The sequence below is a fragment of the Myroides profundi genome, assembly GCF_000833025.1.
Lineage (GTDB): Bacteria > Bacteroidota > Bacteroidia > Flavobacteriales > Flavobacteriaceae > Flavobacterium > Flavobacterium profundi_A.
Genome location: NZ_CP010817.1, coordinates 1,646,301 through 1,666,005, shown reverse-complemented (window position 1 = coordinate 1,666,005; position 19,705 = coordinate 1,646,301). Strand labels below are relative to the sequence as shown.

Genomic DNA, 19,705 nt, shown 5'->3' with positions numbered 1-19,705 from the left:
AGATTTCTTATTTCAATAAACTCACATTGTAAATTAAGCTTCTTAGATCTTGTTGGATTGTTTTTACGGTTGCTTGAAGTTCATTATTCATATCAGACATTAAATGAATTCCGTCTGATTTAAAAAATCCACCTTTGCCAAAATAGAGTTCCTCTTCCTTTTTACTAATCTCTTCATCAAAAGCAAAAAACAACCATCTATTCTTTAGTGTTTGTATTAGGGATAATTTGCCTTCATTACTAAACGATTTATCATTCATCACTCTCCATACCGCAGGAGGAAATGCAAAATTATCATTCTGTTCAAACCAAATATTACTAAGTAAACTTCGATTCGTTTTTAGTTCTACTTTTTTGCCTTTCGGATTCAATAACAAAAACCCTAGTCCTGTACCTACTACCCCACCTGCAATATTTAACCCTTTATTCGTATTATCATTTGTAATCAAGGCTGTAGATAATGTAACTGCTGCACCGATCGCGATAGAAGCAACTGTTAGTTGAGTATTGGTAGTTCCATTTTTAGCATCCAATACCCTTGCTAGTTGATCATATCGCTCCCCATTACAATCAAGTTCTGCTGCCAAAGCATCTATCTCTGTCTGAAACAATTGAACTCTAATAATAATCTGTTGCTTCGCTTCTAATCTCTCTATAGGATCTGTACTATTTATAAACTTAGCCAACTGAGGCACTAATCCCAGATGAGACGCTAGTCTATAATCATGAGTAGACAACTTCTGTTTAACACCTAAATCTTCAAACGCCCTTTGCTCTTCAGTGGTATCATCTGTATACACAATGTTAGGCGCACAGTAATTCTCTTGCAAAACAGTCACTCTTGAACTTTTAATAACTGATGAACAAGACGCTAAGAAAGTACAGCCTATAAGCACTATTATTAGTTTAATCCATTTCATTATACTTATTTTTAATTAAAAAATAGTTAATATTAGTTAAAACAATTCTTCTTAACCAATATTTTTACAATAAAAACAAAAGAGATAAGCATTACACTTATCTCTTATTCTTTTACTTAAATAACCTTCTTAACCAACTCTCTTTCCCTTTTGTATAAGGAGGATATTTCATATTAGATTCAAACCAAAATGGCTTGTGCAAAATACTTTTAAAATGAGTAAACGCTTCGAAACCATATCGTCCATGATAACTCCCCATCCCACTAGCACCAACTCCTCCAAAAGGCAAAGTACTTGTGGTTAAATGCATTAAACTATCATTGACTGCACCTCCTCCAAAAGAGACTTCTCTTAAGATCTTCTTTATAAGGCTCTGATCCTTGGAATAAATATAACATGAAAGAGGTTTAGGTTTTTCTTTTACTTTCTCAATTACCTCATCTAATGACTCAAAAGCTATAATAGGCAATATAGGGCCAAATATCTCTTCTTGCATAACACTATCTTCCCAAACCACATTATCAAGGATTGTAGGGCTTATAAAACGTTTTTCTCGATCTATAAAACCTCCATAACATACCTTCTGGGGATCAATTAGTCTTACTAATCGATCAAAGTGGTGTGTATTAATAATCTGTAAATAGTGAGAAGGTAAGGTTCGACTATCTTGTGGATAGATCTCCATTTCTTTTTGAAGCAAATGAATTAGCTTATTCTTTATCGACTTTTCTACTAATAGATAATCAGGAGCCACACAAGTCTGTCCTGCATTCAACAACTTCGCCCAAACAATACGTTTAGCCGTTATCTCTAAGTCACAATCTTTTAAAATAAACACAGGACTCTTTCCTCCCAGTTCTAGTGTAACAGGAACTAAATTCTTCGCTGCTGCCTCATACACTATCTTTCCAACGGCAGTACTTCCTGTAAAAAACATCTTATCAAACTGTAGACTTAATAATTGTGTAGTTTCTTCTATTCCACCCTCTATGACATAGAGTAATTCTTTTTGAAAAGCGTTATTAAGTAATTCAGCTAATACATTGGATGTATGCATTGGTAACTCACTAGGCTTTATCATTACTGTATTTCCTGCTGCTATAGCTGTCAAAGCAGGTAATAAAGACAACTGATAAGGATAATTCCACGCACCAATAACTAAAGTTACACCTAATGGCTCTGGCATTATATATCCTCTTCCTGGGAAGTTGATAATTCCTGTAAAAACTCGTTTAGGCTTACTGAGTTTCTTAATATTCTTAATAAAGTAATCAATCTCTAGATAAACAATAGACAACTCTGTAATATAGGTCTCAAAAGAAGACTTTCCAAAATCTAGATAGATCGCTTCTGCTAACCTCTCTTCATTGGTTTTTAGCAATTGTTTTAGCTTCTTTAATTGTGCAATGCGAAAGCTAATATCCTTCGTTTGATTGCTATTAAAGAAGTCCTTTTGAGCTTTAAATATTGAGAGTATAGTGTCCATAGCGTAATAGTTATCCTATCAAAGATATTCATTTTACAGATATGATAAAGTGATACAAAAAACGAGACTTATAGCCTCGTTGGTTATTACGGAATTTAAAGAATAACTCCATCGTTATAATAAGTCAAAGTTCCTTTCTCTGTTAGGTAAATCACTTTATTCTTCGCTAATACTTTTAGACGTATTACCATCTCATTTTCTTGTTTAGAAGATTTAGGTAATAGTACTTGCCAATTCTCTATTTTACTAAGATCAACACTTAATTGTCCTTTTAAGAGATTTTTACCAGCAGAAAGATAAATAGCCTCCTCCGTATGACAATAATCTCCTGCACCTAATAATTCAATATCATCTCCATTGTCCTCGAAAACAGACTTACTATATACTTCTAAGATTTCTTTTGCTGTATAATCTTTAAACTGAATAAGACTACCACTGTACATCAGATGCTCTAGCCCTGAAGTAAAATATACCTGTTCTCTATCTTCAAAGAAATTCACTACTGGTAATAGCTCCATTTTAACCTCATTCATATTTAAATCAATAAAACTCTTATTTTCTGTATCAAAAGCAATAATATCTCCACCCCATTCTCCATAATTAAAACCTCCCCAAATAACATCACTCCTATCTATAAAATAAGTTGAAGGAACAGACATGCCTTCTTTCATTCTTATTTGAGTATTCATAATTTTTTGTTGATTGTATATTTTAGATGTAGAGACATCTTCTATTCCTTTATCAGTGAATAAATAGCCAGCACCTTTACTAGTATATTGTACTCCATTCACCTTATTAAGACTAGTGTAGATAATCTTCCACTCCTTATTTTGGTAAAGGAGAAGATTCTTATTATTAGCAACTGCAATTAACTCATCCTCTTTTAAACTAATATTATTTAATTGTGTATATCCTGCAACTTGGATTTCCTCTACTAGTTTTAAATTAGCTTTATTATACACTGATACTTTATTCTGTCCCTTTAAGACGTATACAAGTGAATCAGAAACAACAAAGTCTCTGACTTTCTGACCAAAAACAGTACTCATAAAAACAAGATTTACTAAACTTAAAATGATAAACTTTTTCATATTCTTTCTATCAAAGACTTTACACTACTCTTTTTAACCTTCTCTTATCAATAAGGCTCTTAGGAATGACAAGAATGCTTACTAATATACATTATCTCCTCTTAGTACAACTATTTATTAAACAAAAAAAGGGACTCGTCTCTGAGTCCCTTTCAGTTATAATTATATTTTTTAATGGATTACCAAACGAACATTGGTCTTTCTTCCATCATTTCATTTACTTCGTCTGCTACTTCCTCTAAAACAGCCTCATCAGTATGATTCATCAATACTCTATCGATAAGGTCTACGATAGTTTCCATATCAGCTTCTACTAAACCTCTTGTAGTAATAGCTGGAGTACCAATACGGATACCAGAAGTTACAAATGGAGATTTGTCATCGAAAGGTACCATATTTTTGTTTACTGTGATTTCAGCTTTCACTAATGCTTGTTCAGCTTCTTTACCAGAGATATTCTTATTTCTTAGGTCGATAAGCATCATGTGGTTATCAGTTCCACCAGAGATAATGTTATATCCTCTCTTCACGAAAGCAGCAGCCATAGCTTTAGCATTTTTTTGTACTTGCATCATATATTGGAAGTACTCATCTGTTAATGCCTCACCAAAAGCAACAGCTTTAGCAGCGATAATGTGCATTAAAGGTCCTCCTTGATTCCCAGGGAATACAGCACTGTCTAATAAAGCAGACATCATACGTACTTCTCCTTTAGGAGTAGTTAATCCGAATGGATTAGGGAAGTCTTTCCCCATCATAATCATACCTCCACGTGGTCCTCTTAAAGTCTTATGAGTAGTCGTAGTGATAATGTGACAATGAGGTACAGGGTCATTCATTAATCCTTTAGCGATTAAACCTGCAGGGTGTGAAATATCAGCCATTAAAATAGCCCCAACGCTATCTGCAATCTCTCTGAAACGTTTAAAGTCCATATCACGAGAATAAGCAGATGCTCCAGCGATGATTAATTTAGGTTGCTCTTTAGTAGCTACCTCTTGTATTTTATCATAATTTAATAATCCTGTCTCTTGATCTACTCCGTAGAATACAGGATTGTATAACTTTCCTGAGAAGTTAACTGGTGATCCATGAGTTAAGTGTCCTCCATGAGATAAGTCAAAACCTAAGATTTTGTCACCTGGTTTAAGACATGCAAAGAATACAGCTGTATTAGCTTGTGATCCAGAGTGAGGTTGTACGTTAACATACTCAGCACCGAATAAAGCTTTGGCACGGTCTATCGCGATTTGCTCTACTACGTCTACTACTTCACATCCGCCGTAGTAACGTTTATTAGGGTATCCCTCAGCATACTTGTTAGTCAAACAAGAACCTGCTGCTTCCATAGTTTCTTCACTTACAAAGTTTTCAGAAGCAATTAATTCAATACCATGAATTTGTCTATCTTGCTCTTCTACGATCAGGTCGAAAATTTCTGAATCTCTTCTCATTTAGTTTGTGTGTTTCGTTAATTTGATTCCAAATGTACAAAAAACGTTTGTTATATTCAGTCTTAATTATATATTTGAATATACTATTAACTTAAACAAAAAAACAATTATGATGATTAGTGCAAATGATCCGATGAGGAAAACATGGTTACCAGTAGAGAGTGATTCTGACTTTCCAATTCAGAATATTCCTTTCGGTGTTTTTATCACCAAAGATGATATTATAACTATAGGAACTCGTATCGGAGATTATGCCATTGATTTGAGTGCCTTACAAATGCTTGGATATTTTAAAGGTATAGAGCTGACAGATGATGTTTTTTTACAAGACACACTTAATGACTTTATCTCTAACGGCAAAAAAACATGGCGAGCGGTAAGAAATAGAATCGCTGAGATATTTGACAAAAACAACGATGAACTAAAAAACAATACTAAACATAGAGATGTTGTCATCTTCAAAATAGAAGATGTAGAAATGCAATTACCTGTGTATATAGGAGACTATACTGACTTCTACTCAAGTAAAGAGCACGCTACCAATGTTGGGACCATGTTTAGAGATCCTGATAATGCTTTATTCCCTAACTGGCTTCATATCCCGATAGGGTACCATGGTAGAAGTTCTACTATTGTTCCTTCAGGAGTAAATGTAAAACGTCCTGTAGGACAGACCCTTCCTAAAGGGGCTACCACTCCTATATTCGGAGCGTCACAACGTGTAGACTTTGAACTAGAAACTGCTTTTATTACTACAGATGCTAACCTAATGGGAGATAGTGTACCTGTAGATGATGCTGAAGAGTACATCTTCGGTATGGTTCTTCTAAATGACTGGAGTGCTAGAGACGTTCAGACTTGGGAATATGTACCACTAGGGCCATTCTTAGCTAAGAACTTTGCATCTTCTATCTCTCCTTGGATCATCACTTTAGATGCTCTTGAGCCTTTTAGAGTAGCAAGTCCAAAACAAGACCCTACTCCTCTCCCTTATCTACAACAAACTGGAGATAAAGCTTTTGATATCAAATTAGAAGTTTATATACAACCAGAGAATAGTGAAGATAAACTAGTCGCTGAATCTAACTTTAAATATATGTACTGGACAATGAGTCAGCAATTAGCTCATCACACTGTAAATGGATGTAAAGTAAACTCAGGAGACTTAATGGGCTCTGGTACTATATCTGGTCCTACTCCTGATAGCTACGGTTCTATGTTAGAGTTAACTTGGGCTGGTAGTAAACCTATCACCATGCCTGATGGTAGTACTAGAACATTCTTACACGACTATGATACAGTAACAATGAAAGGATACTGTAAAAATGATGAAGTAAGAATTGGTTTTGGTGAAGTAAGAAGTACTTTACTTCCTGCTACAATCAAGTTTTAAAACACTATACTGATCAAATATAAATGACATACAAAAGCGTGAAGTAACTCTGTTATTTCACGCTTTCTTTTTGAGTAAACCTATACTCTTTTCTAATTATTAAGTACATTTGAACCTTCAATACTATGACTATGTACACAGAACAAATCAAACGCATCAAAGAAAAAATAAGTCAACTTGACAAATTAGACCAAGACTTGGAAGTATTCGGTGCTGATACACATGAATATATATTAAACCCTGTATTAAGCGAGAAAGAAGTAACACAATTTGAAAAAGAGCATCAAATCAGTTTACCAAAAGACTACGTAGCTTTTATTACACAAGTAGGAAATGGTGGTGTGGGTCCGTTTTACGGATTACAAACACTAATGGAAGCTAGTGTAAACGAAGAACTAATGATAATCACAGGAGAAAACACTTCTTCTCTTTTGCAAAAAGCTTTCCCGCATACTCAACCTTGGAACCCTATTGAGGCACTAGGGGAAATAGATAATAAGATAGAAAAAGCTGCTGAAGAAGGAAACGAAGAATTAGAAGAGGAACTATACGAAGAGAGATTAGAAATAATCGGTGGCGAAGAGCACGATTATGGAAGACTTAACTTATGTGACTATGGATGTGGTATTACCCTATTCCTTGTTGTGACTGGTGACCAAAAAGGAATTATGTGGACAGACGACAGAGTCAATGATGGCGGATTATACCCAAGTATTGAGCTAGAGAACGAAGCTAGTCTGTCTTTTCTAGACTGGTATGAGCTTTGGTTAGATAATACTATAGCTGAATTTGAATAAAACTCAGTATACATAATTGAAATAAAGAAGCGTGAAACGCCCCGTGCGTATCACGCTTTTTTTAATAGACTAATAATCTTTTTAGCCATAGTCTGTACATGGTAAGTCAATGTCTTATTCCTTTTTCTTTTTCAACGATTTGATTAAAGTGTACAGCATACTTCTAATCTCTGTAATAGTAGAATCGTATTGAGCTATATTCTCTAAATAATTCAGATCATGTGCTATCACCAATTGAGTTTCTAACTCTGCTAAATTTCCTAGAGCTATGTATAGAAACTGTTTATACTCCTTATTCCCTTTTCTAGCACTCCCCTCAGCTATATTAGAAGGAATAGCTAAAGCACTCTGTCTTAACTGACTGCTCAGTCCATATATTTCCTCTTTCGGGAAGTCTTTTGTAATATCATAAACAGTAGAGACGAACTCTACACTGTACTTCCAAACCTCTAAGTTGCGATGTGTATTCATAATTAAATTTTAGTCGAAACTACTTATAATAATGCTGGTATAGGCTATCATAAATATTACGAAATAATTAAGTTATCGTAAAGTAGAGATTATACACTCCTCTATCTTTCCTTTCCTAACCTGAGTTCGATTACTATTAATTTTTTACAATTACATAAAACGTAAAAACAAAACAACACTATAAGCAACTACACAACAACGCATTTTATCACCATACTTAAAGATAAGTGCGTGAAATCTATTTTATATAATAAGTTTTATACTTTTTTATTTCATACTAAGTCTAAAAAGGCTGTCAAAACAAAGAGACTTGCTTTTATCTTTTAACCTTATTCAGTGTTTTCTAAGAAATGCAATAGCTTCATGTAGTTAAAACCCACAAAGACTATTAAAACTCTTGCGTATATTGCAAAACTACCTGTACAAAAGAAACTGATTAGCACTACTCAAACTAAACATTAAACAAGGTTTTCTTCGGGCGTTGATTGGAGAGTCTTTTGGAGTTCTTCGGAAAACTAGTCTTCCTTCCGAAGAAACACTGAATTATTCCGAAGAGGTTCCGAAGAAACGCATAGTGACAATATTACTTATCACTGTAAATCAAATAATTACAACGCCAATATAGGAATAAAGTGGAAGTTTTTGGAAATAAAGAGAAGTTTTTGGAAGAAAATGGAAGAAAATGGAAGAGAATGGAAGAAAGTGGAAGCTATTCTAAAAACTTGTTTTTCTGATTGTAGTTTTGCTATGTAATCATAAAGAGAAATATGATCTAATTGGAATCCTTTGATTTTTCCTGATAAACCTACAAGCTAACTTCTTTTTTAATTTTTTTATCAGACAACCATGATTTTATATCAGTCTTTATTTACAAATTAAGGATAGTTTTATTTTGATCTACTAGGGGATTGCTTGAGGTTTTCTTGCACCTTTCTTGCACCTTTCTTCGACAAAACTACCTTCTAGGCTAGAAAACCCCTAGAAATCTCCTAGCAATCCCCTAAGAAGTGCAAGCCAAGTGTTCTTGTTCTATTCCTAAATATGAGTGTCATTCTATATTAATACCATGATACACTAATGGATAAAACCTCTTTAGTCCAACTGAGGTTCCTAAATAAAAAAGCCCCTTAGTATGATCACTAAGAGGCTTTAAAAAAAGTACATTATTTACTCTGAAAGTAAATCGTAATTAACATCCTATACTTTCGTGCGCCGCTACAGGCTGTATAGAAACATTATTATTGGTTGTATCTGACAGATACAATGTCGGTCTAGAGATATTGTACTCCGTAGAAGTATTGATCAATATATCTATTATATTATCACCATTAAGATCTCCACTAAAAATCACTTTAGGCACCTGTCCTTCTTCAAAGTACTTCTGAGATAATAGCATCATTTCGCTGACTTGTTCTCCATCTTTTATCTCCATACGTAGAGTATAATTCTTCACATAATACTTAGGCATTTCATAGCCTTGCTCTACAGAGTTTAAGAAGTCTTCTTCGCTTACTCCATTAAGCTTTCTTGTACCCGTAGCATATAAAGTATATTCCTTACCTTTAAATGAAATTTGTACTTTCTCACCAGGATAGATATATGAAGGAATATTTGCCGTCTCTACAACAGCCTCTTTCAGACTACTATTTTTCTTCTCTATAAACATTAGACAAGCTTGTTTTCCACTATTAGAAATAGCTACTCCACTCACTTCATCTTCCTCTTCACTAGTATCTGCAAGAATCTTAGATACCAGAGGCGCCATAGCCACTAACTTATAAGTATTAGTACTATCCGATATTAAGCCTAGCCATTCTTTTGACTCTATTCTTTCAGGAACTTCATCTGCATGAAATGCCCCAGGTGTAAGAAGCGTATTGTCAAATGAAAAATGTTTTGGATAATCCTTAATATTTTCGGTTCCAGACACTATACTATAGTGTTCAAAACCATCGTCATCTGTTCCTAAGTTACTGATGACTATTTCTTCAGGTTTTAGGTTAGCGTAACCAATATTCCGCTCACCCTCAGTAGATACTTCTTCTACTTTTTTGTTTTTACAACTGTTCATAGCTAACCCAATTGTCAAAACTATCACTGCAATTAGTGATTTTCTTTTCATCGTTATTTCGTATTTTTAAGGTGGTGCAAAAGTATATGTTCTTCTGATATCCCAACTATAAAAACCCTATTTTAACACTACACATAATCAGTTAAATAACAATCACTTACACACTAAAACAATAATACCTCATTGCTATTTAATGTCAAAACACTTAAAAAGCTTCCCAATGAGTTTACTATACCTCTTCTTTTTGTAAATTGCTGATTCTTAAAAACAAGATGAACAGTAAAGATAGTCTTCATCTTTTACACCACATAAATGCAATACATCATGAATGCAAAAACATACTTAATATTTGGAGTAAGCAAAGGCTTAGGAAAAGCCATCACTCAATATATTCCTAATGAACAAGATATCGTTTATGGGATCTCTCGCACTAGACCTAATTATTTAGATAAAAACGATCAGAACAAACATTGGATAGCAGGAGATTTATCTCATCCTAGTCAAGCTACTAACGACTTAAAAGAAACAATAGGGCAACAAAAAATTGATTATTTAATCTATAATGTAGGGATATGGGAACACAATGCCTTCTCAGATACATACAGCTTCCATGATAATACACAAGAAGAAATCATCAATATGATTAATACCAACATCTCTTCTTGTATTCTAATGATTCAAGCCTTTATAGAAAACCTAAAGTTATCAGAGAGTGCTAAGATTATCTTGATAGGATCTACTTGGGGATTAGACAATCACAATGGAAAAGAAGTTACTTTCTCTGCTACAAAGTTTGCTCTACGAGGCATTATTCATTCACTAAGAGAAAATTTAAGAGAACACCTAATCGGAGTATCGATTCTAAATTTAGGTTATTTAGCAACAGAATATGGATGTGCGGAGCCAATAGAGACCATTATAGAACAATCTAACGGAGAACTTATCCCACTACAAGATGTCTTACAAGCCATCCGTTTTATTATATCAACATCTAAAGCATCTTGTGTAAAAGAAATCAATATGCCTGCGATGAAGGATATAAATATGTAGCAAAACAAATATCAAAAAAGCCATAACACACTGAATGTCTTAAAAATATAAAATAAAAAAAATCTAAACCTGTATTTTATTTATACCTTTGTAACAGATATTAAAATCACAATACTTATGAAAACTAAACACACAGAAAATCAAAACAAAAACGGATCTTGTGTTACTCTCTGCAATAAAAGTATTAGCACAGAAATCATAAGTAATACTATATCACAAGAACATAAAAATTTTATAGATTCTAGATTAGAACACTATCATAACAATCCAGATGACTTAATGGACTTTGGAGAATTATTAAATAAATTTGAAAAAGAGCTATAGTGTATATATTGGTAAACAATTCTTTAGTTGAACAAGATATTAGATTTGCCTTTGATTACTACAAAAGTATATCACACAAACTTGCAAAAGAATTTATACAACAGTTACAAAAAGCAAAAGAGAACATAATATTATACCCTTTCAGTAATGATATAGTCTATAATAATGTACGTCTACATAAGTTAAAACAATTCCCTTATCACATACATTATATTGTAGAGGAAGATAAAATGAAAATTATCATTCTCGCTATTGTACATACTAAAAGAGAATATTCTAAATACAAATAAAAGAGGCTGTCCATGGACAGCCTCTTTTATTTGTATTGGTTGTTTACTAACATCCTAAATTCACTAAAGCCGCAACAGGTTTTACTGTTACTGCTCCTGATTTACCTTCTGATAGATACAACGTATATCTACTCATATTATAGTTATAAGTAGTATTAATTAGAAAATCAATATTTCCATCTCCATTTAAATCTCCTACAAAGTCAATTGTTGGAGTAGCTTCTTCTAAACTTGATAAATCTAATAAAGTGATTACCTTATCTTGTCCCTTAACTTTTAAGAATAAACTGTATTTTTTAATCTCATACCCTTGTACCTCTTCTCCTTCTTCATTTTGGTAAGTATAGGCTGCTCCTTTTTCTCCTTTAGCGAAGAGAGTATAGGTTTTTCCCTTAAATATAAAATCTTTGCTCTCGCCTGGATAGATAGTCTTAGGCAAATTAACTGTTTCTAAGTTACTACCTTGAGTTAATACTCCTTCATTCGTCATGAACACCACTTCACCCACACTCTTAGCAGAGACTTTTACCCCTGTCATTTCTCCTACCTCATCTAATACTACATCATGTATTAGTTTAGTAGTAGGATTTACTTTATGTACACTATATGTACCATCTGTTTCCTTTACTAATCCTACCCAAGACTTACTACTTACGTTATCTACTATTTCTCCCTCATGATAATCACCTGTCATAATTAAATCATGCTTAAACTTAAAAGAAGTTGGATAAACTGTAGGGTCATAATAATCTTCCTCTCCTTCTACTACAGCCTCATCTACTATAGCTGCAGGTTCCTCTTCTCCTTCATTAACAGAAGTTGTTGTTTCCTCTATAGGAGTTTCTGTTGTAGAAGATTCTTCTTGTTTGTCTTTACAAGCTGTAGTTAAACCAACTATAGCCGTAAATACGAATATAGACATCAGTCTTTTCTTCATAATTTGCGAGTTTTAAAACCTTGCTAAAATAAAAATATTCTTGCTTCCTACAACTCATAACTCACAGAGAATAAATAATTAAAAATCAAAAAGTTATATCAAAAAGAATATTTATCTCCAAGTACAAGAGTCATTTTTACATCCAAAATTAAAGAAAGCTTGTAAAAACAAATACAAAACTGGAATCATCAAAATCCACAATTCTGAATCTAAAGCTTGAAATAAAAGTAATACTCCTAGACCTAGACGAATCCACCTCATCACTGTCCATTTCTTAAAATATGCAATAATCATCTTATATCATTTAGTACTTCAAAGATAGGTAACGATAATCTTACCTACTGTTACATAAGTTACAGACTCTCTCTTTTAAGATGACGACATTAACTTCTTCAGGAATTCGTGTCCAATAGATGGGGGCTCTTGCTGGAAAACCTCATTAACAAGAATATTACATGAATTGACAAAAAAGAAAGAATAACTTTTCATTATTTAATCCTTGTGTAACAATTGTTACTTCACTTGTCTACACTATCTGCTACTTTCGCTGATATATAAACCATAATATAGTAAACAATGAGAAAATTAGTTTTAGCCATCGCTTTATGTTCTATCGTAAGTGCTCAAGCATTAGCCTACAATACAATAAACAATGAAACATCTATTGTTGCTTACGAACAAGATACTAAAGGAGATAAATATGCTATTCTAGTACAATCTATAAAAAACCTACGCTCTTCTATAATGACTGGAAGTGAAATCAAACAAGCTAATCCAAAAGCTGATTTCCAAATCGTAATCATGGGGCAAATGGTACAAGACTTAAACAATAAAGAACTACATGCTGAATTAGATGCTGCAAATAAAGCAGGTATTAAATTAGTAGTATGTGAATTTGCATTAAACGTTTACGGTGTAACATTGAAAGACTTGCCTTTGTACTTTATCGGAACACCTAATGCGCATAAATACATGTTTCAGTTAAATGAAAACAACTACAATACACTTTCTATTTAACCCAGAATACGCGAGAGACCTATTAACGAGAGTAAATTATACAAAACAGCTCTGAATTTATGAAAAAAGCATACTCTAGTATGGTTTTAGAAGAAATGAAAGAGATGTAAAGTAGAATTTATTCGTAGTATTGGGCGAATGCGAAATCTGGGTTAAGTTAATAAAGTCCCCCCTGTATTTATGACAAAAGAGGCCGAAAGCCTCTTTTTTATTTTACCTCATCTGTATTCCATTGATCCCAATATTCAGGTCCATATATAATGTCTATATACTCTCCATCTTTACTGTCCATATCTCCTAAATACATCTGCATATGTTCAGGGATACGTTCATAAGCTATTTTTAATGCTTCTTTTAATTCATCTGTAGGATTCTCTTGATAAGCTTCTAAAGCCTCTCTACAGAACTGAAGTAAAGATTACTCTCCATTTAACTGTCTATAGTCATCTTCTAATTCTACGAATATCTCTTCAATCTCATTACTATAAAACTCCTCTACTATTGTAAATTCTCCAAGGTTTTCTATTATCACTTTAGCCCCATTAGGAATGGTACTACAGACAATACCTTCATCTATCAAAGCCCTTAAACGTTCAAAGTCTAAAACTTTTTCTTCTCCACAACCGTGAATTAAGATCGTTTTATCTTTAAAAAGTAATAATTGCACTAAATAATACTTCCCTTCAAAGACATAAAATAGACTGCGATTCTCTCCTTTTATTTTAGTAGGAAAAAAGTGATCTACATTAACTGTATCAATTTTATACAACGTTCCTGTTCCTGACTCTCCTACTGTGACGCCATTGACTTTTCGCTCTTGATAAGTATATATATTTGTCCAATTAGGATTAAGCTCTAATACCAAGCTTTTTATAAACTCAAGATACTCCTTAGGTGTATAATACCACTGCCCTTTATCTATTTTCCAAGAACCTAAATTAAAACAAGAGATTTCCTCTCCGTCAGGTATATTAGTGACAACCCATCCTTTCTGTACATCTTTAATAAAATGTTCGAAATCTTCAAAGTTCCAATCCGCTATCCTCCCATCTTCATAAACATCAAAATGTGTAAAATGGTAGCCTCCATTATGGATAATACCTGGTGTTTTCACCCCTTGTAAAGTTGTCGTTCTATAAACTAGTGTTCTACTCATCCTATAGTCTCAACAGTAATTTCTCAGTATCAACACCATCTATACTCTCATGTGAAGTATTAAAGACCGCTTTTCCTTTAGAAACAATGATTAATTGCGGTGACTCGTGATGCACATCTAGTTCTTCTTTTACCTCCATAGACTGAAGTCTATTATTCACTACATCTACTAGATAACAATCTACACCAGTAGGATTAGTAAAGCTTGCTTCAAAATTTCTTAATGCAAATTTACTAATATGGCATCGAGGACTGTGTTTAAAAATAATTACTGCTTTATCATTTGAATTAGCAATCAGGTCTTTTACTTGACTACTTTCTGTTATATTGATCCATTTCATAAGACAAAATGTTAGTGTGTTCTACGTTACTTAAGCGAATTTATGACTTTTTGACATCTTTTACTAATAAGAATAATTCAAATATTGCCAAAAAGTCTTAATTTTAATATTGGAACACCTTTTGTCTATTACGATATATCCAAACAAATAAACGATTTAGTATATGAACTTAAATAATTTTACAATAAAATCACAAGAAGCCCTACAACAAGCACAGGTAATCGTGCAAGGGCTTGGACAGCAACAAATAGAAAACGAGCACATCTTTAAAGCGATAATGGAAGTAGACGAAAACGTTACTCCATTTATCTTAAAGAAATTGAACATTAATGTAGATACATTTAAATCTGTATTAGATGCTACAATCTCTAATTTTCCTAAAGTAGCTGGTGGACAAATGGGCTTATCAAGAGAAGCAGGTACTGCTATCACTGAAGCTCAGGCTATCGCTACGAAAATGAAAGATGAGTACGTATCTATTGAGCATTTAATCTTAGCGATCTTTAAATCAAAAAGCAAAGTAGCTCAGATCTTAAAAGATCAAGGTGTTACAGAAAAACAACTTGAAGCAGCAATTAACGAAATTAGAAATGGAGCAAGAGTAACTTCTGCCTCTGCAGAAGAGACATACAACTCATTAAATAAATATGCGAATAACTTAACGCAATTAGCTAATGAAGGTAAACTGGATCCTGTAATTGGTCGTGATGAAGAAATCAGACGTGTGTTACAAATCTTGAGCCGTCGTACTAAAAATAACCCAATGCTTATCGGTGAGCCAGGGGTTGGTAAAACAGCTATTGCAGAAGGATTAGCACACCGTATCGTACAACAAGACGTACCTGAAAATCTAAAAGACAAGCAAATCTTCTCATTAGATATGGGGGCATTGATTGCTGGTGCGAAGTACAAAGGTGAATTTGAGGAGCGTTTAAAATCAGTGGTTAAAGAAGTAACTTCTGCTGAAGGAAATATCATCTTATTCATTGATGAGATTCACACCCTCGTAGGTGCTGGAGGTGGTGATGGTGCGATGGATGCAGCAAATATCTTAAAACCTGCATTAGCACGTGGAGAACTACGTTCTATTGGAGCAACAACATTAGACGAGTATCAAAAATACTTTGAGAAAGACAAAGCTTTAGAGCGTCGTTTCCAAAAAGTAATGGTAGATGAGCCAGATACAGAAAGTGCGATCTCTATCCTACGTGGTATAAAAGAGAAATATGAAGCTCACCACAAAGTACGTATAAAAGATGAGGCGATTATAGCTGCTGTTAATTTATCAGAGCGTTATATCACCAACCGTTTCTTACCAGACAAAGCTATTGACCTTATGGATGAAGCTGCGTCTAAATTGAGAATGGAGATTAACTCTAAACCAGAAGAACTAGATGTACTTGATCGTAAGATTATGCAATTAGAAATCGAGATTGAGGCAATCAAACGTGAGAACGATGAGGACAAACTTAAATCTCTTGGGTTAGAAGTAGCTAACCTAAAAGAAGAAAGAAACGATATCTATAGTAAGTGGCAATCTGAAAAAGAAGTTGTAGATAAGGTGCAAGCTATCAAACAAGAAATAGAAACTTATAAACTGGAAGCTGAAAAAGCAGAACGTGATGGTGACTATGGAAAAGTAGCTGAGCTTAGATATGGTAAGATAAAAGACGCTCAAGAAGAACTTGAAAAAGCTCAAAAACAATTAGACGAGAACCAAAATGGTCAATCGCTAATTAAAGAGGAAGTAACAAGTGATGATATCGCTGAAGTAGTAGCAAAATGGACTGGTGTACCTGTTACTAAAATGCTTCAAAGTGAAAGAGAAAAACTACTTCACTTAGAAGATGAATTACACAAACGTGTGGTAGGTCAAGAAGAAGCAATTGAAGCGATTAGTGATGCTGTACGCAGAAGTCGCGCTGGATTACAAGACCCTAAAAAACCAATTGGTTCATTCCTATTCTTAGGTACTACTGGGGTTGGTAAAACAGAGTTGGCAAAAGCGTTAGCTGAATATCTATTTGACGATGAGAATGCGATGACTCGTATTGATATGAGTGAATATGGCGAAAGACACAGTGTAAGTAGATTAGTAGGAGCGCCTCCAGGATACGTAGGATATGATGAAGGTGGTCAATTAACTGAAGCTGTTCGTAGAAAACCTTACTCAGTAGTGTTATTAGATGAAATTGAGAAAGCACACCCTGATACATTCAACATTTTGTTGCAAGTATTAGATGAAGGACGTCTAACAGATAATAAAGGACGTTTGGCTGACTTTAAAAACACAATCATCATCATGACTTCTAATATGGGTAGTCATATTATCCAAGAGAAGTTTGAGAATGCTACAAATATAGAACAGGCTTCTGAAGATGCTAAAGTGGAAGTATTAAACGAGTTGAAACAACAAGTGCGTCCAGAGTTCTTAAACCGTATAGATGAAGTAGTGATGTTTACTCCATTGAGCAAAAACAATATCTTACAGATTGTAGACATACAACTACAAAGTGTATTCAAGATGCTTGCTCAACAAAACATACATATGGAAGCTACTGCGGAAGCTAAAGAGTTCTTAGCTACTAAAGGCTTTGACCCTGAGTTCGGTGCACGTCCTGTAAAACGTGTTGTACAAAAAGAAGTGTTGAACCGATTGTCTAAAGAGATTTTATCTGGTAATGTGAAAGCAGATAGTATGATCTTGTTAGATTCGTTTAACAACGAGTTGGTCTTCAGAAACCAACAATAATATTTGGATTGATTAGTTAGTTATAAAATAAAAACACCCTAAGTCAAAATGGCTTAGGGTGTTTTTTATTGCGTATACTTTTAATTAGTATTCCCAAAGCATTAATCCTGCCTCATAACCAGCGCCTAGTGTCCAAAACAAAATCTGTTCTCCTTGTTTAATCTTCCTTACTCTTCGTTGATATTGATCTAATGCTAAAAAAGGACTTGACGAACCAGTATATCCTAATTCATGAGAATAAAAAGGCACTTTATCATCGCCTAAATTAAAATACTCTTTGATTAATTGTACATTTTTATAAGAAAACTGAGAAAACATAAACAAATCTATATCTTCTAAACTCATTTTATTTCTTTCTAAAAATGATAGTAGTTCTTTCTTTATGAAATCCACACTCCCCATTCCATCAAAGGAACGATCCCACACTAATACATCTTCATTCTTAAACTGAGAAAAACCAGCAGGCGGATAAGACACTGTATCAGCAATATCACTATCTGTATGATACATTACATCTTTTAGTCCTCTACTTTCTCCATCTTTATCAAGGATAAAAGCAAAAGCAGAATCAGAAAAACAAAATGCTGTAATTGGATTATTATTATCAACTATACGACACAGATTCTCTGCACATACAATTAATGCTCTCTGCATTCTAGGAGTACATTGCAAATATTTAGTCAACTGATCTAATGCTATAAATGCTCCAATACAATTGGCATTTAAATCAAAGCACATAGTTTTCTTCTTTGCATTCAACATTTGATGTAACTTGATAGAAGCTGATGGTACTAAAAGCTCCGGTGTAGCAGAAACTAAAGCAATAACATCAATATCTTCAATATGCAAACCACATTCTCTTAATGCTCCTTCTGCGGCTTTAGTAGCCATAGTAATTGTTGTTTCTGCAGAATTTCGATCTAGAATAAATCTTTTTTCCCTTCCAAGACTCTGTTGGATTTTTTGCATTGGAATATTTCTTTGCTCAAAAGAAGCTATCACACACTCATTTGTTTCATAACTAGTTGGGTGATAAAAATAGGTCTGTTTTATTGTCATAATTATAAATTTTAATAGTAATTCAATTACATAAATTTATAAACCCTACTAGTTAAAAAATTAAAACTATTGAATTTTAACACTAAAAACCATACTTTATAACATCTACTAATACTAACAAAAACAACCTTTTATACAAAAAACATATTCTAAACACCTTTATTCACTACCTTTTATTTTCAAATAAAAGATGGTAAAAAGGGTCTTAAACACTAACTAAAAAACTGTACTATCTATAACTCTACCTTTTTTAAACTTCACACTACTCTTACCATAATACCAAATCTCGATATCTCCTTGTTCTTTTATATCTGTAGGATCTCCTTGTACAGCCCATACATCATTCTTACTCGCTCCTATTTTAAATGCTTTCTTAGTTTGAAACTCATCTTTCAGGTTATCTGTTTTAGAACTTGGTTTAGTAAGCTTTTCTTCTTTACTTATTTTAGTTGTCTCTGTCTTCTTTTCTACAGAGATTTCCTTTTTCACTTCTTTTGCCTTATCAGTTACTAGTATTTCTTTCACACTTTCTGTATGTTGATACTCCTCTTCTTTTTTTTCGGCTGTATAAATCTCTCTTCTTACCTCTACAGGCCTCTCTTCTACTTTCTTTATATTCGCTTTAGGTTTTGGTAATTCTTGCTCAACAACCACTGTTTCTTGAACCTTCGTATCTTCACTCTCACTAAATGTATAATAAACTAAATACCCTCCTAAAACAACGATAATACCAATAACCACAAATAAGAAAATATAGGCATTATTACTTCCTGTATCTACTATCTTTTCTTTCTCTTTAGGGATTTCTTGTTTATCCTCAGGTCTAGAATAGACAGGTACCTCATAGCCATTAGCTATATTATACTTTTCTCTCTTTTCTCTATCTCCTAATGTAGCATAAGCTTCATTCAGTTGTTCGAACATCGTCTTATAGAATAAACTACTCGGATTCTTATCTGGACTATAACGCTCATATAAAGACTGAAAAGCACGCTTGAGCTCTTCCTCTGATACGGTAGGATTAACTCCTAACACTCTATAATAATTAACCTTACTCATTTAAATAAATCAATTTATTAACAAAATTAACAATAACAA

19 protein-coding genes and 1 pseudogene are annotated in these 19,705 nt (G+C 33.5%); 7 read left to right on the top strand and 13 right to left on the bottom strand.

The genetic code is table 11. The features are described from left to right. Nucleotides 1-7: 7 nt before the first annotated feature. The 4 genes from MPR_RS07330 to glyA form a co-directional block, all read right to left on the bottom strand. Nucleotides 8-919, bottom strand: a complete 912-nt coding sequence (locus tag MPR_RS07330) for a hypothetical protein (protein ID WP_041890891.1) — start codon at nt 917-919, stop codon at nt 8-10. A 112-nt stretch (nt 920-1,031) separates the two neighbouring features. Beyond that, nucleotides 1,032-2,405 carry an aldehyde dehydrogenase gene (locus MPR_RS07325; RefSeq protein WP_041890888.1) on the bottom strand — a complete coding sequence of 458 codons (1,374 nt, stop codon included), beginning with the start codon at nt 2,403-2,405 and terminating at the stop codon, nt 1,032-1,034. Between the two features lie 95 nt (nt 2,406-2,500). After that, a complete protein-coding gene (locus MPR_RS07320) occupies nt 2,501-3,454 on the bottom strand; it encodes a hypothetical protein (RefSeq protein ID WP_041895272.1) in 954 nt (317 codons plus the stop codon). A gap of 221 nt (nt 3,455-3,675) precedes the next feature. After that, nucleotides 3,676-4,950 (bottom strand): serine hydroxymethyltransferase, encoded by a 1,275-nt coding sequence (glyA, locus tag MPR_RS07315; RefSeq protein WP_006259129.1) that lies wholly within the window; start codon nt 4,948-4,950, stop codon nt 3,676-3,678. A gap of 109 nt (nt 4,951-5,059) precedes the next feature. Here glyA and fahA point away from each other — a divergent pair, with 109 nt between their 5' ends. Both fahA and MPR_RS07305 read left to right on the top strand, forming a co-directional pair. Next, complete coding sequence (fahA, locus tag MPR_RS07310) at nt 5,060-6,343, top strand: fumarylacetoacetase (RefSeq protein WP_041890884.1); 1,284 nt, start codon at nt 5,060-5,062, stop codon at nt 6,341-6,343. Between the two features lie 125 nt (nt 6,344-6,468). Continuing rightward, complete coding sequence (locus MPR_RS07305; protein ID WP_041890881.1) at nt 6,469-7,140, top strand: SMI1/KNR4 family protein; 672 nt, start codon at nt 6,469-6,471, stop codon at nt 7,138-7,140. 114 nt (nt 7,141-7,254) lie between these two features. Here the strand turns inward: MPR_RS07305 and MPR_RS07300 are convergent, their stop codons facing one another. Both MPR_RS07300 and MPR_RS07295 read right to left on the bottom strand, forming a co-directional pair. Continuing rightward, nucleotides 7,255-7,611, bottom strand: a complete 357-nt coding sequence (locus tag MPR_RS07300) for a four helix bundle protein (RefSeq protein WP_041890879.1) — start codon at nt 7,609-7,611, stop codon at nt 7,255-7,257. 1,189 nt (nt 7,612-8,800) lie between these two features. Next, on the bottom strand, nt 8,801-9,733 hold the full coding sequence (locus tag MPR_RS07295; RefSeq protein WP_041890876.1) for a hypothetical protein: 933 nt from the start codon (nt 9,731-9,733) through the stop codon (nt 8,801-8,803). A gap of 273 nt (nt 9,734-10,006) precedes the next feature. On the opposite strand from MPR_RS07295, the gene MPR_RS07290 reads away from it, so the two are divergent. The 3 genes from MPR_RS07290 (at nt 10,007) to MPR_RS07280 (ending at nt 11,346) form a co-directional block, all read left to right on the top strand. After that, nucleotides 10,007-10,732 (top strand): SDR family NAD(P)-dependent oxidoreductase, encoded by a 726-nt coding sequence (locus tag MPR_RS07290; protein ID WP_041890873.1) that lies wholly within the window; start codon nt 10,007-10,009, stop codon nt 10,730-10,732. A 117-nt stretch (nt 10,733-10,849) separates the two neighbouring features. Continuing rightward, on the top strand, nt 10,850-11,056 hold the full coding sequence (locus MPR_RS07285; RefSeq protein WP_041890872.1) for a hypothetical protein: 207 nt from the start codon (nt 10,850-10,852) through the stop codon (nt 11,054-11,056). Continuing rightward, nucleotides 11,056-11,346 carry a type II toxin-antitoxin system RelE/ParE family toxin gene (locus MPR_RS07280; protein ID WP_006261015.1) on the top strand — a complete coding sequence of 97 codons (291 nt, stop codon included), beginning with the start codon at nt 11,056-11,058 and terminating at the stop codon, nt 11,344-11,346. Before MPR_RS07285 ends, MPR_RS07280 begins: the two co-directional genes overlap by 1 nt. 46 nt (nt 11,347-11,392) lie before the next feature. Here the strand turns inward: MPR_RS07280 and MPR_RS07275 are convergent, their stop codons facing one another. Both MPR_RS07275 and MPR_RS07270 read right to left on the bottom strand, forming a co-directional pair. Continuing rightward, on the bottom strand, nt 11,393-12,283 hold the full coding sequence (locus tag MPR_RS07275; protein WP_041890869.1) for a hypothetical protein: 891 nt from the start codon (nt 12,281-12,283) through the stop codon (nt 11,393-11,395). A gap of 111 nt (nt 12,284-12,394) precedes the next feature. Beyond that, on the bottom strand, nt 12,395-12,577 hold the full coding sequence (locus MPR_RS07270; protein WP_041890866.1) for a hypothetical protein: 183 nt from the start codon (nt 12,575-12,577) through the stop codon (nt 12,395-12,397). A gap of 282 nt (nt 12,578-12,859) precedes the next feature. Here MPR_RS07270 and MPR_RS07265 point away from each other — a divergent pair, with 282 nt between their 5' ends. Beyond that, entirely contained in the window at nt 12,860-13,300 is a 441-nt protein-coding gene (locus MPR_RS07265) for a hypothetical protein (protein ID WP_041890863.1), read from the top strand. A 208-nt stretch (nt 13,301-13,508) separates the two neighbouring features. On the opposite strand, the pseudogene MPR_RS19030 reads toward MPR_RS07265, so the two are convergent. The 3 genes and pseudogenes from MPR_RS19030 to ytxJ form a co-directional block, all read right to left on the bottom strand. Then, nucleotides 13,509-13,697 (bottom strand): annotated as a pseudogene (locus tag MPR_RS19030) (DUF7639 domain-containing protein); the annotation flags it as partial. A gap of 21 nt (nt 13,698-13,718) precedes the next feature. Next, the gene (locus tag MPR_RS07260) at nt 13,719-14,456 is read right to left on the bottom strand and encodes a DUF7638 domain-containing protein (protein WP_235280624.1); all 738 of its coding nucleotides are present in this window, start codon (nt 14,454-14,456) and stop codon (nt 13,719-13,721) included. Between the two features lies 1 nt (nt 14,457). Next, nucleotides 14,458-14,796 (bottom strand): bacillithiol system redox-active protein YtxJ, encoded by a 339-nt coding sequence (gene ytxJ / locus MPR_RS07255; protein ID WP_041890859.1) that lies wholly within the window; start codon nt 14,794-14,796, stop codon nt 14,458-14,460. Between the two features lie 163 nt (nt 14,797-14,959). Between ytxJ and clpB the strand changes: the two genes are divergently transcribed. Beyond that, nucleotides 14,960-17,548, top strand: a complete 2,589-nt coding sequence (clpB, locus tag MPR_RS07250) for an ATP-dependent chaperone ClpB (protein WP_041890853.1) — start codon at nt 14,960-14,962, stop codon at nt 17,546-17,548. An 84-nt stretch (nt 17,549-17,632) separates the two neighbouring features. Here the strand turns inward: clpB and MPR_RS07245 are convergent, their stop codons facing one another. After that, nucleotides 17,633-18,607, bottom strand: coding sequence for a 3-oxoacyl-ACP synthase III family protein (locus MPR_RS07245; RefSeq protein WP_041890850.1), 975 nt, complete (start codon nt 18,605-18,607; stop codon nt 17,633-17,635). A gap of 216 nt (nt 18,608-18,823) precedes the next feature. Then, nucleotides 18,824-19,666 (bottom strand): J domain-containing protein, encoded by an 843-nt coding sequence (locus tag MPR_RS07240; RefSeq protein WP_041890846.1) that lies wholly within the window; start codon nt 19,664-19,666, stop codon nt 18,824-18,826. Between the last annotated feature and the right edge of the window lie 39 nt (nt 19,667-19,705).

Bases quoted from the DNA above. Each gene is read 5' to 3' on its own strand.
- MPR_RS07325 (WP_041890888.1), bottom strand. From the start codon at position 2,405: ATGGACACTATACTCTCAATATTTAAAGCTCAAAAGGACTTCTTTAAT.
- MPR_RS07295 (WP_041890876.1), bottom strand. From the start codon at position 9,733: ATGAAAAGAAAATCACTAATTGCAGTGATAGTTTTGACAATTGGGTTA.
- glyA (WP_006259129.1), bottom strand. From the start codon at position 4,950: ATGAGAAGAGATTCAGAAATTTTCGACCTGATCGTAGAAGAGCAAGAT.
- MPR_RS07320 (WP_041895272.1), bottom strand. From the start codon at position 3,454: ATGAGTACTGTTTTTGGTCAGAAAGTCAGAGACTTTGTTGTTTCTGAT.
- MPR_RS07270 (WP_041890866.1), bottom strand. From the start codon at position 12,577: ATGATTATTGCATATTTTAAGAAATGGACAGTGATGAGGTGGATTCGT.
- MPR_RS07265 (WP_041890863.1), top strand. From the start codon at position 12,860: ATGAGAAAATTAGTTTTAGCCATCGCTTTATGTTCTATCGTAAGTGCT.
- MPR_RS07275 (WP_041890869.1), bottom strand. From the start codon at position 12,283: ATGAAGAAAAGACTGATGTCTATATTCGTATTTACGGCTATAGTTGGT.
- MPR_RS07245 (WP_041890850.1), bottom strand. From the start codon at position 18,607: ATGACAATAAAACAGACCTATTTTTATCACCCAACTAGTTATGAAACA.
- MPR_RS07330 (WP_041890891.1), bottom strand. From the start codon at position 919: ATGAAATGGATTAAACTAATAATAGTGCTTATAGGCTGTACTTTCTTA.
- MPR_RS07240 (WP_041890846.1), bottom strand. From the start codon at position 19,666: ATGAGTAAGGTTAATTATTATAGAGTGTTAGGAGTTAATCCTACCGTA.
- MPR_RS07290 (WP_041890873.1), top strand. From the start codon at position 10,007: ATGAATGCAAAAACATACTTAATATTTGGAGTAAGCAAAGGCTTAGGA.
- fahA (WP_041890884.1), top strand. From the start codon at position 5,060: ATGATGATTAGTGCAAATGATCCGATGAGGAAAACATGGTTACCAGTA.
- MPR_RS07285 (WP_041890872.1), top strand. From the start codon at position 10,850: ATGAAAACTAAACACACAGAAAATCAAAACAAAAACGGATCTTGTGTT.
- MPR_RS07260 (WP_235280624.1), bottom strand. From the start codon at position 14,456: ATGAGTAGAACACTAGTTTATAGAACGACAACTTTACAAGGGGTGAAA.
- ytxJ (WP_041890859.1), bottom strand. From the start codon at position 14,796: ATGAAATGGATCAATATAACAGAAAGTAGTCAAGTAAAAGACCTGATT.
- MPR_RS07300 (WP_041890879.1), bottom strand. From the start codon at position 7,611: ATGAATACACATCGCAACTTAGAGGTTTGGAAGTACAGTGTAGAGTTC.
- clpB (WP_041890853.1), top strand. From the start codon at position 14,960: ATGAACTTAAATAATTTTACAATAAAATCACAAGAAGCCCTACAACAA.
- MPR_RS07305 (WP_041890881.1), top strand. From the start codon at position 6,469: ATGACTATGTACACAGAACAAATCAAACGCATCAAAGAAAAAATAAGT.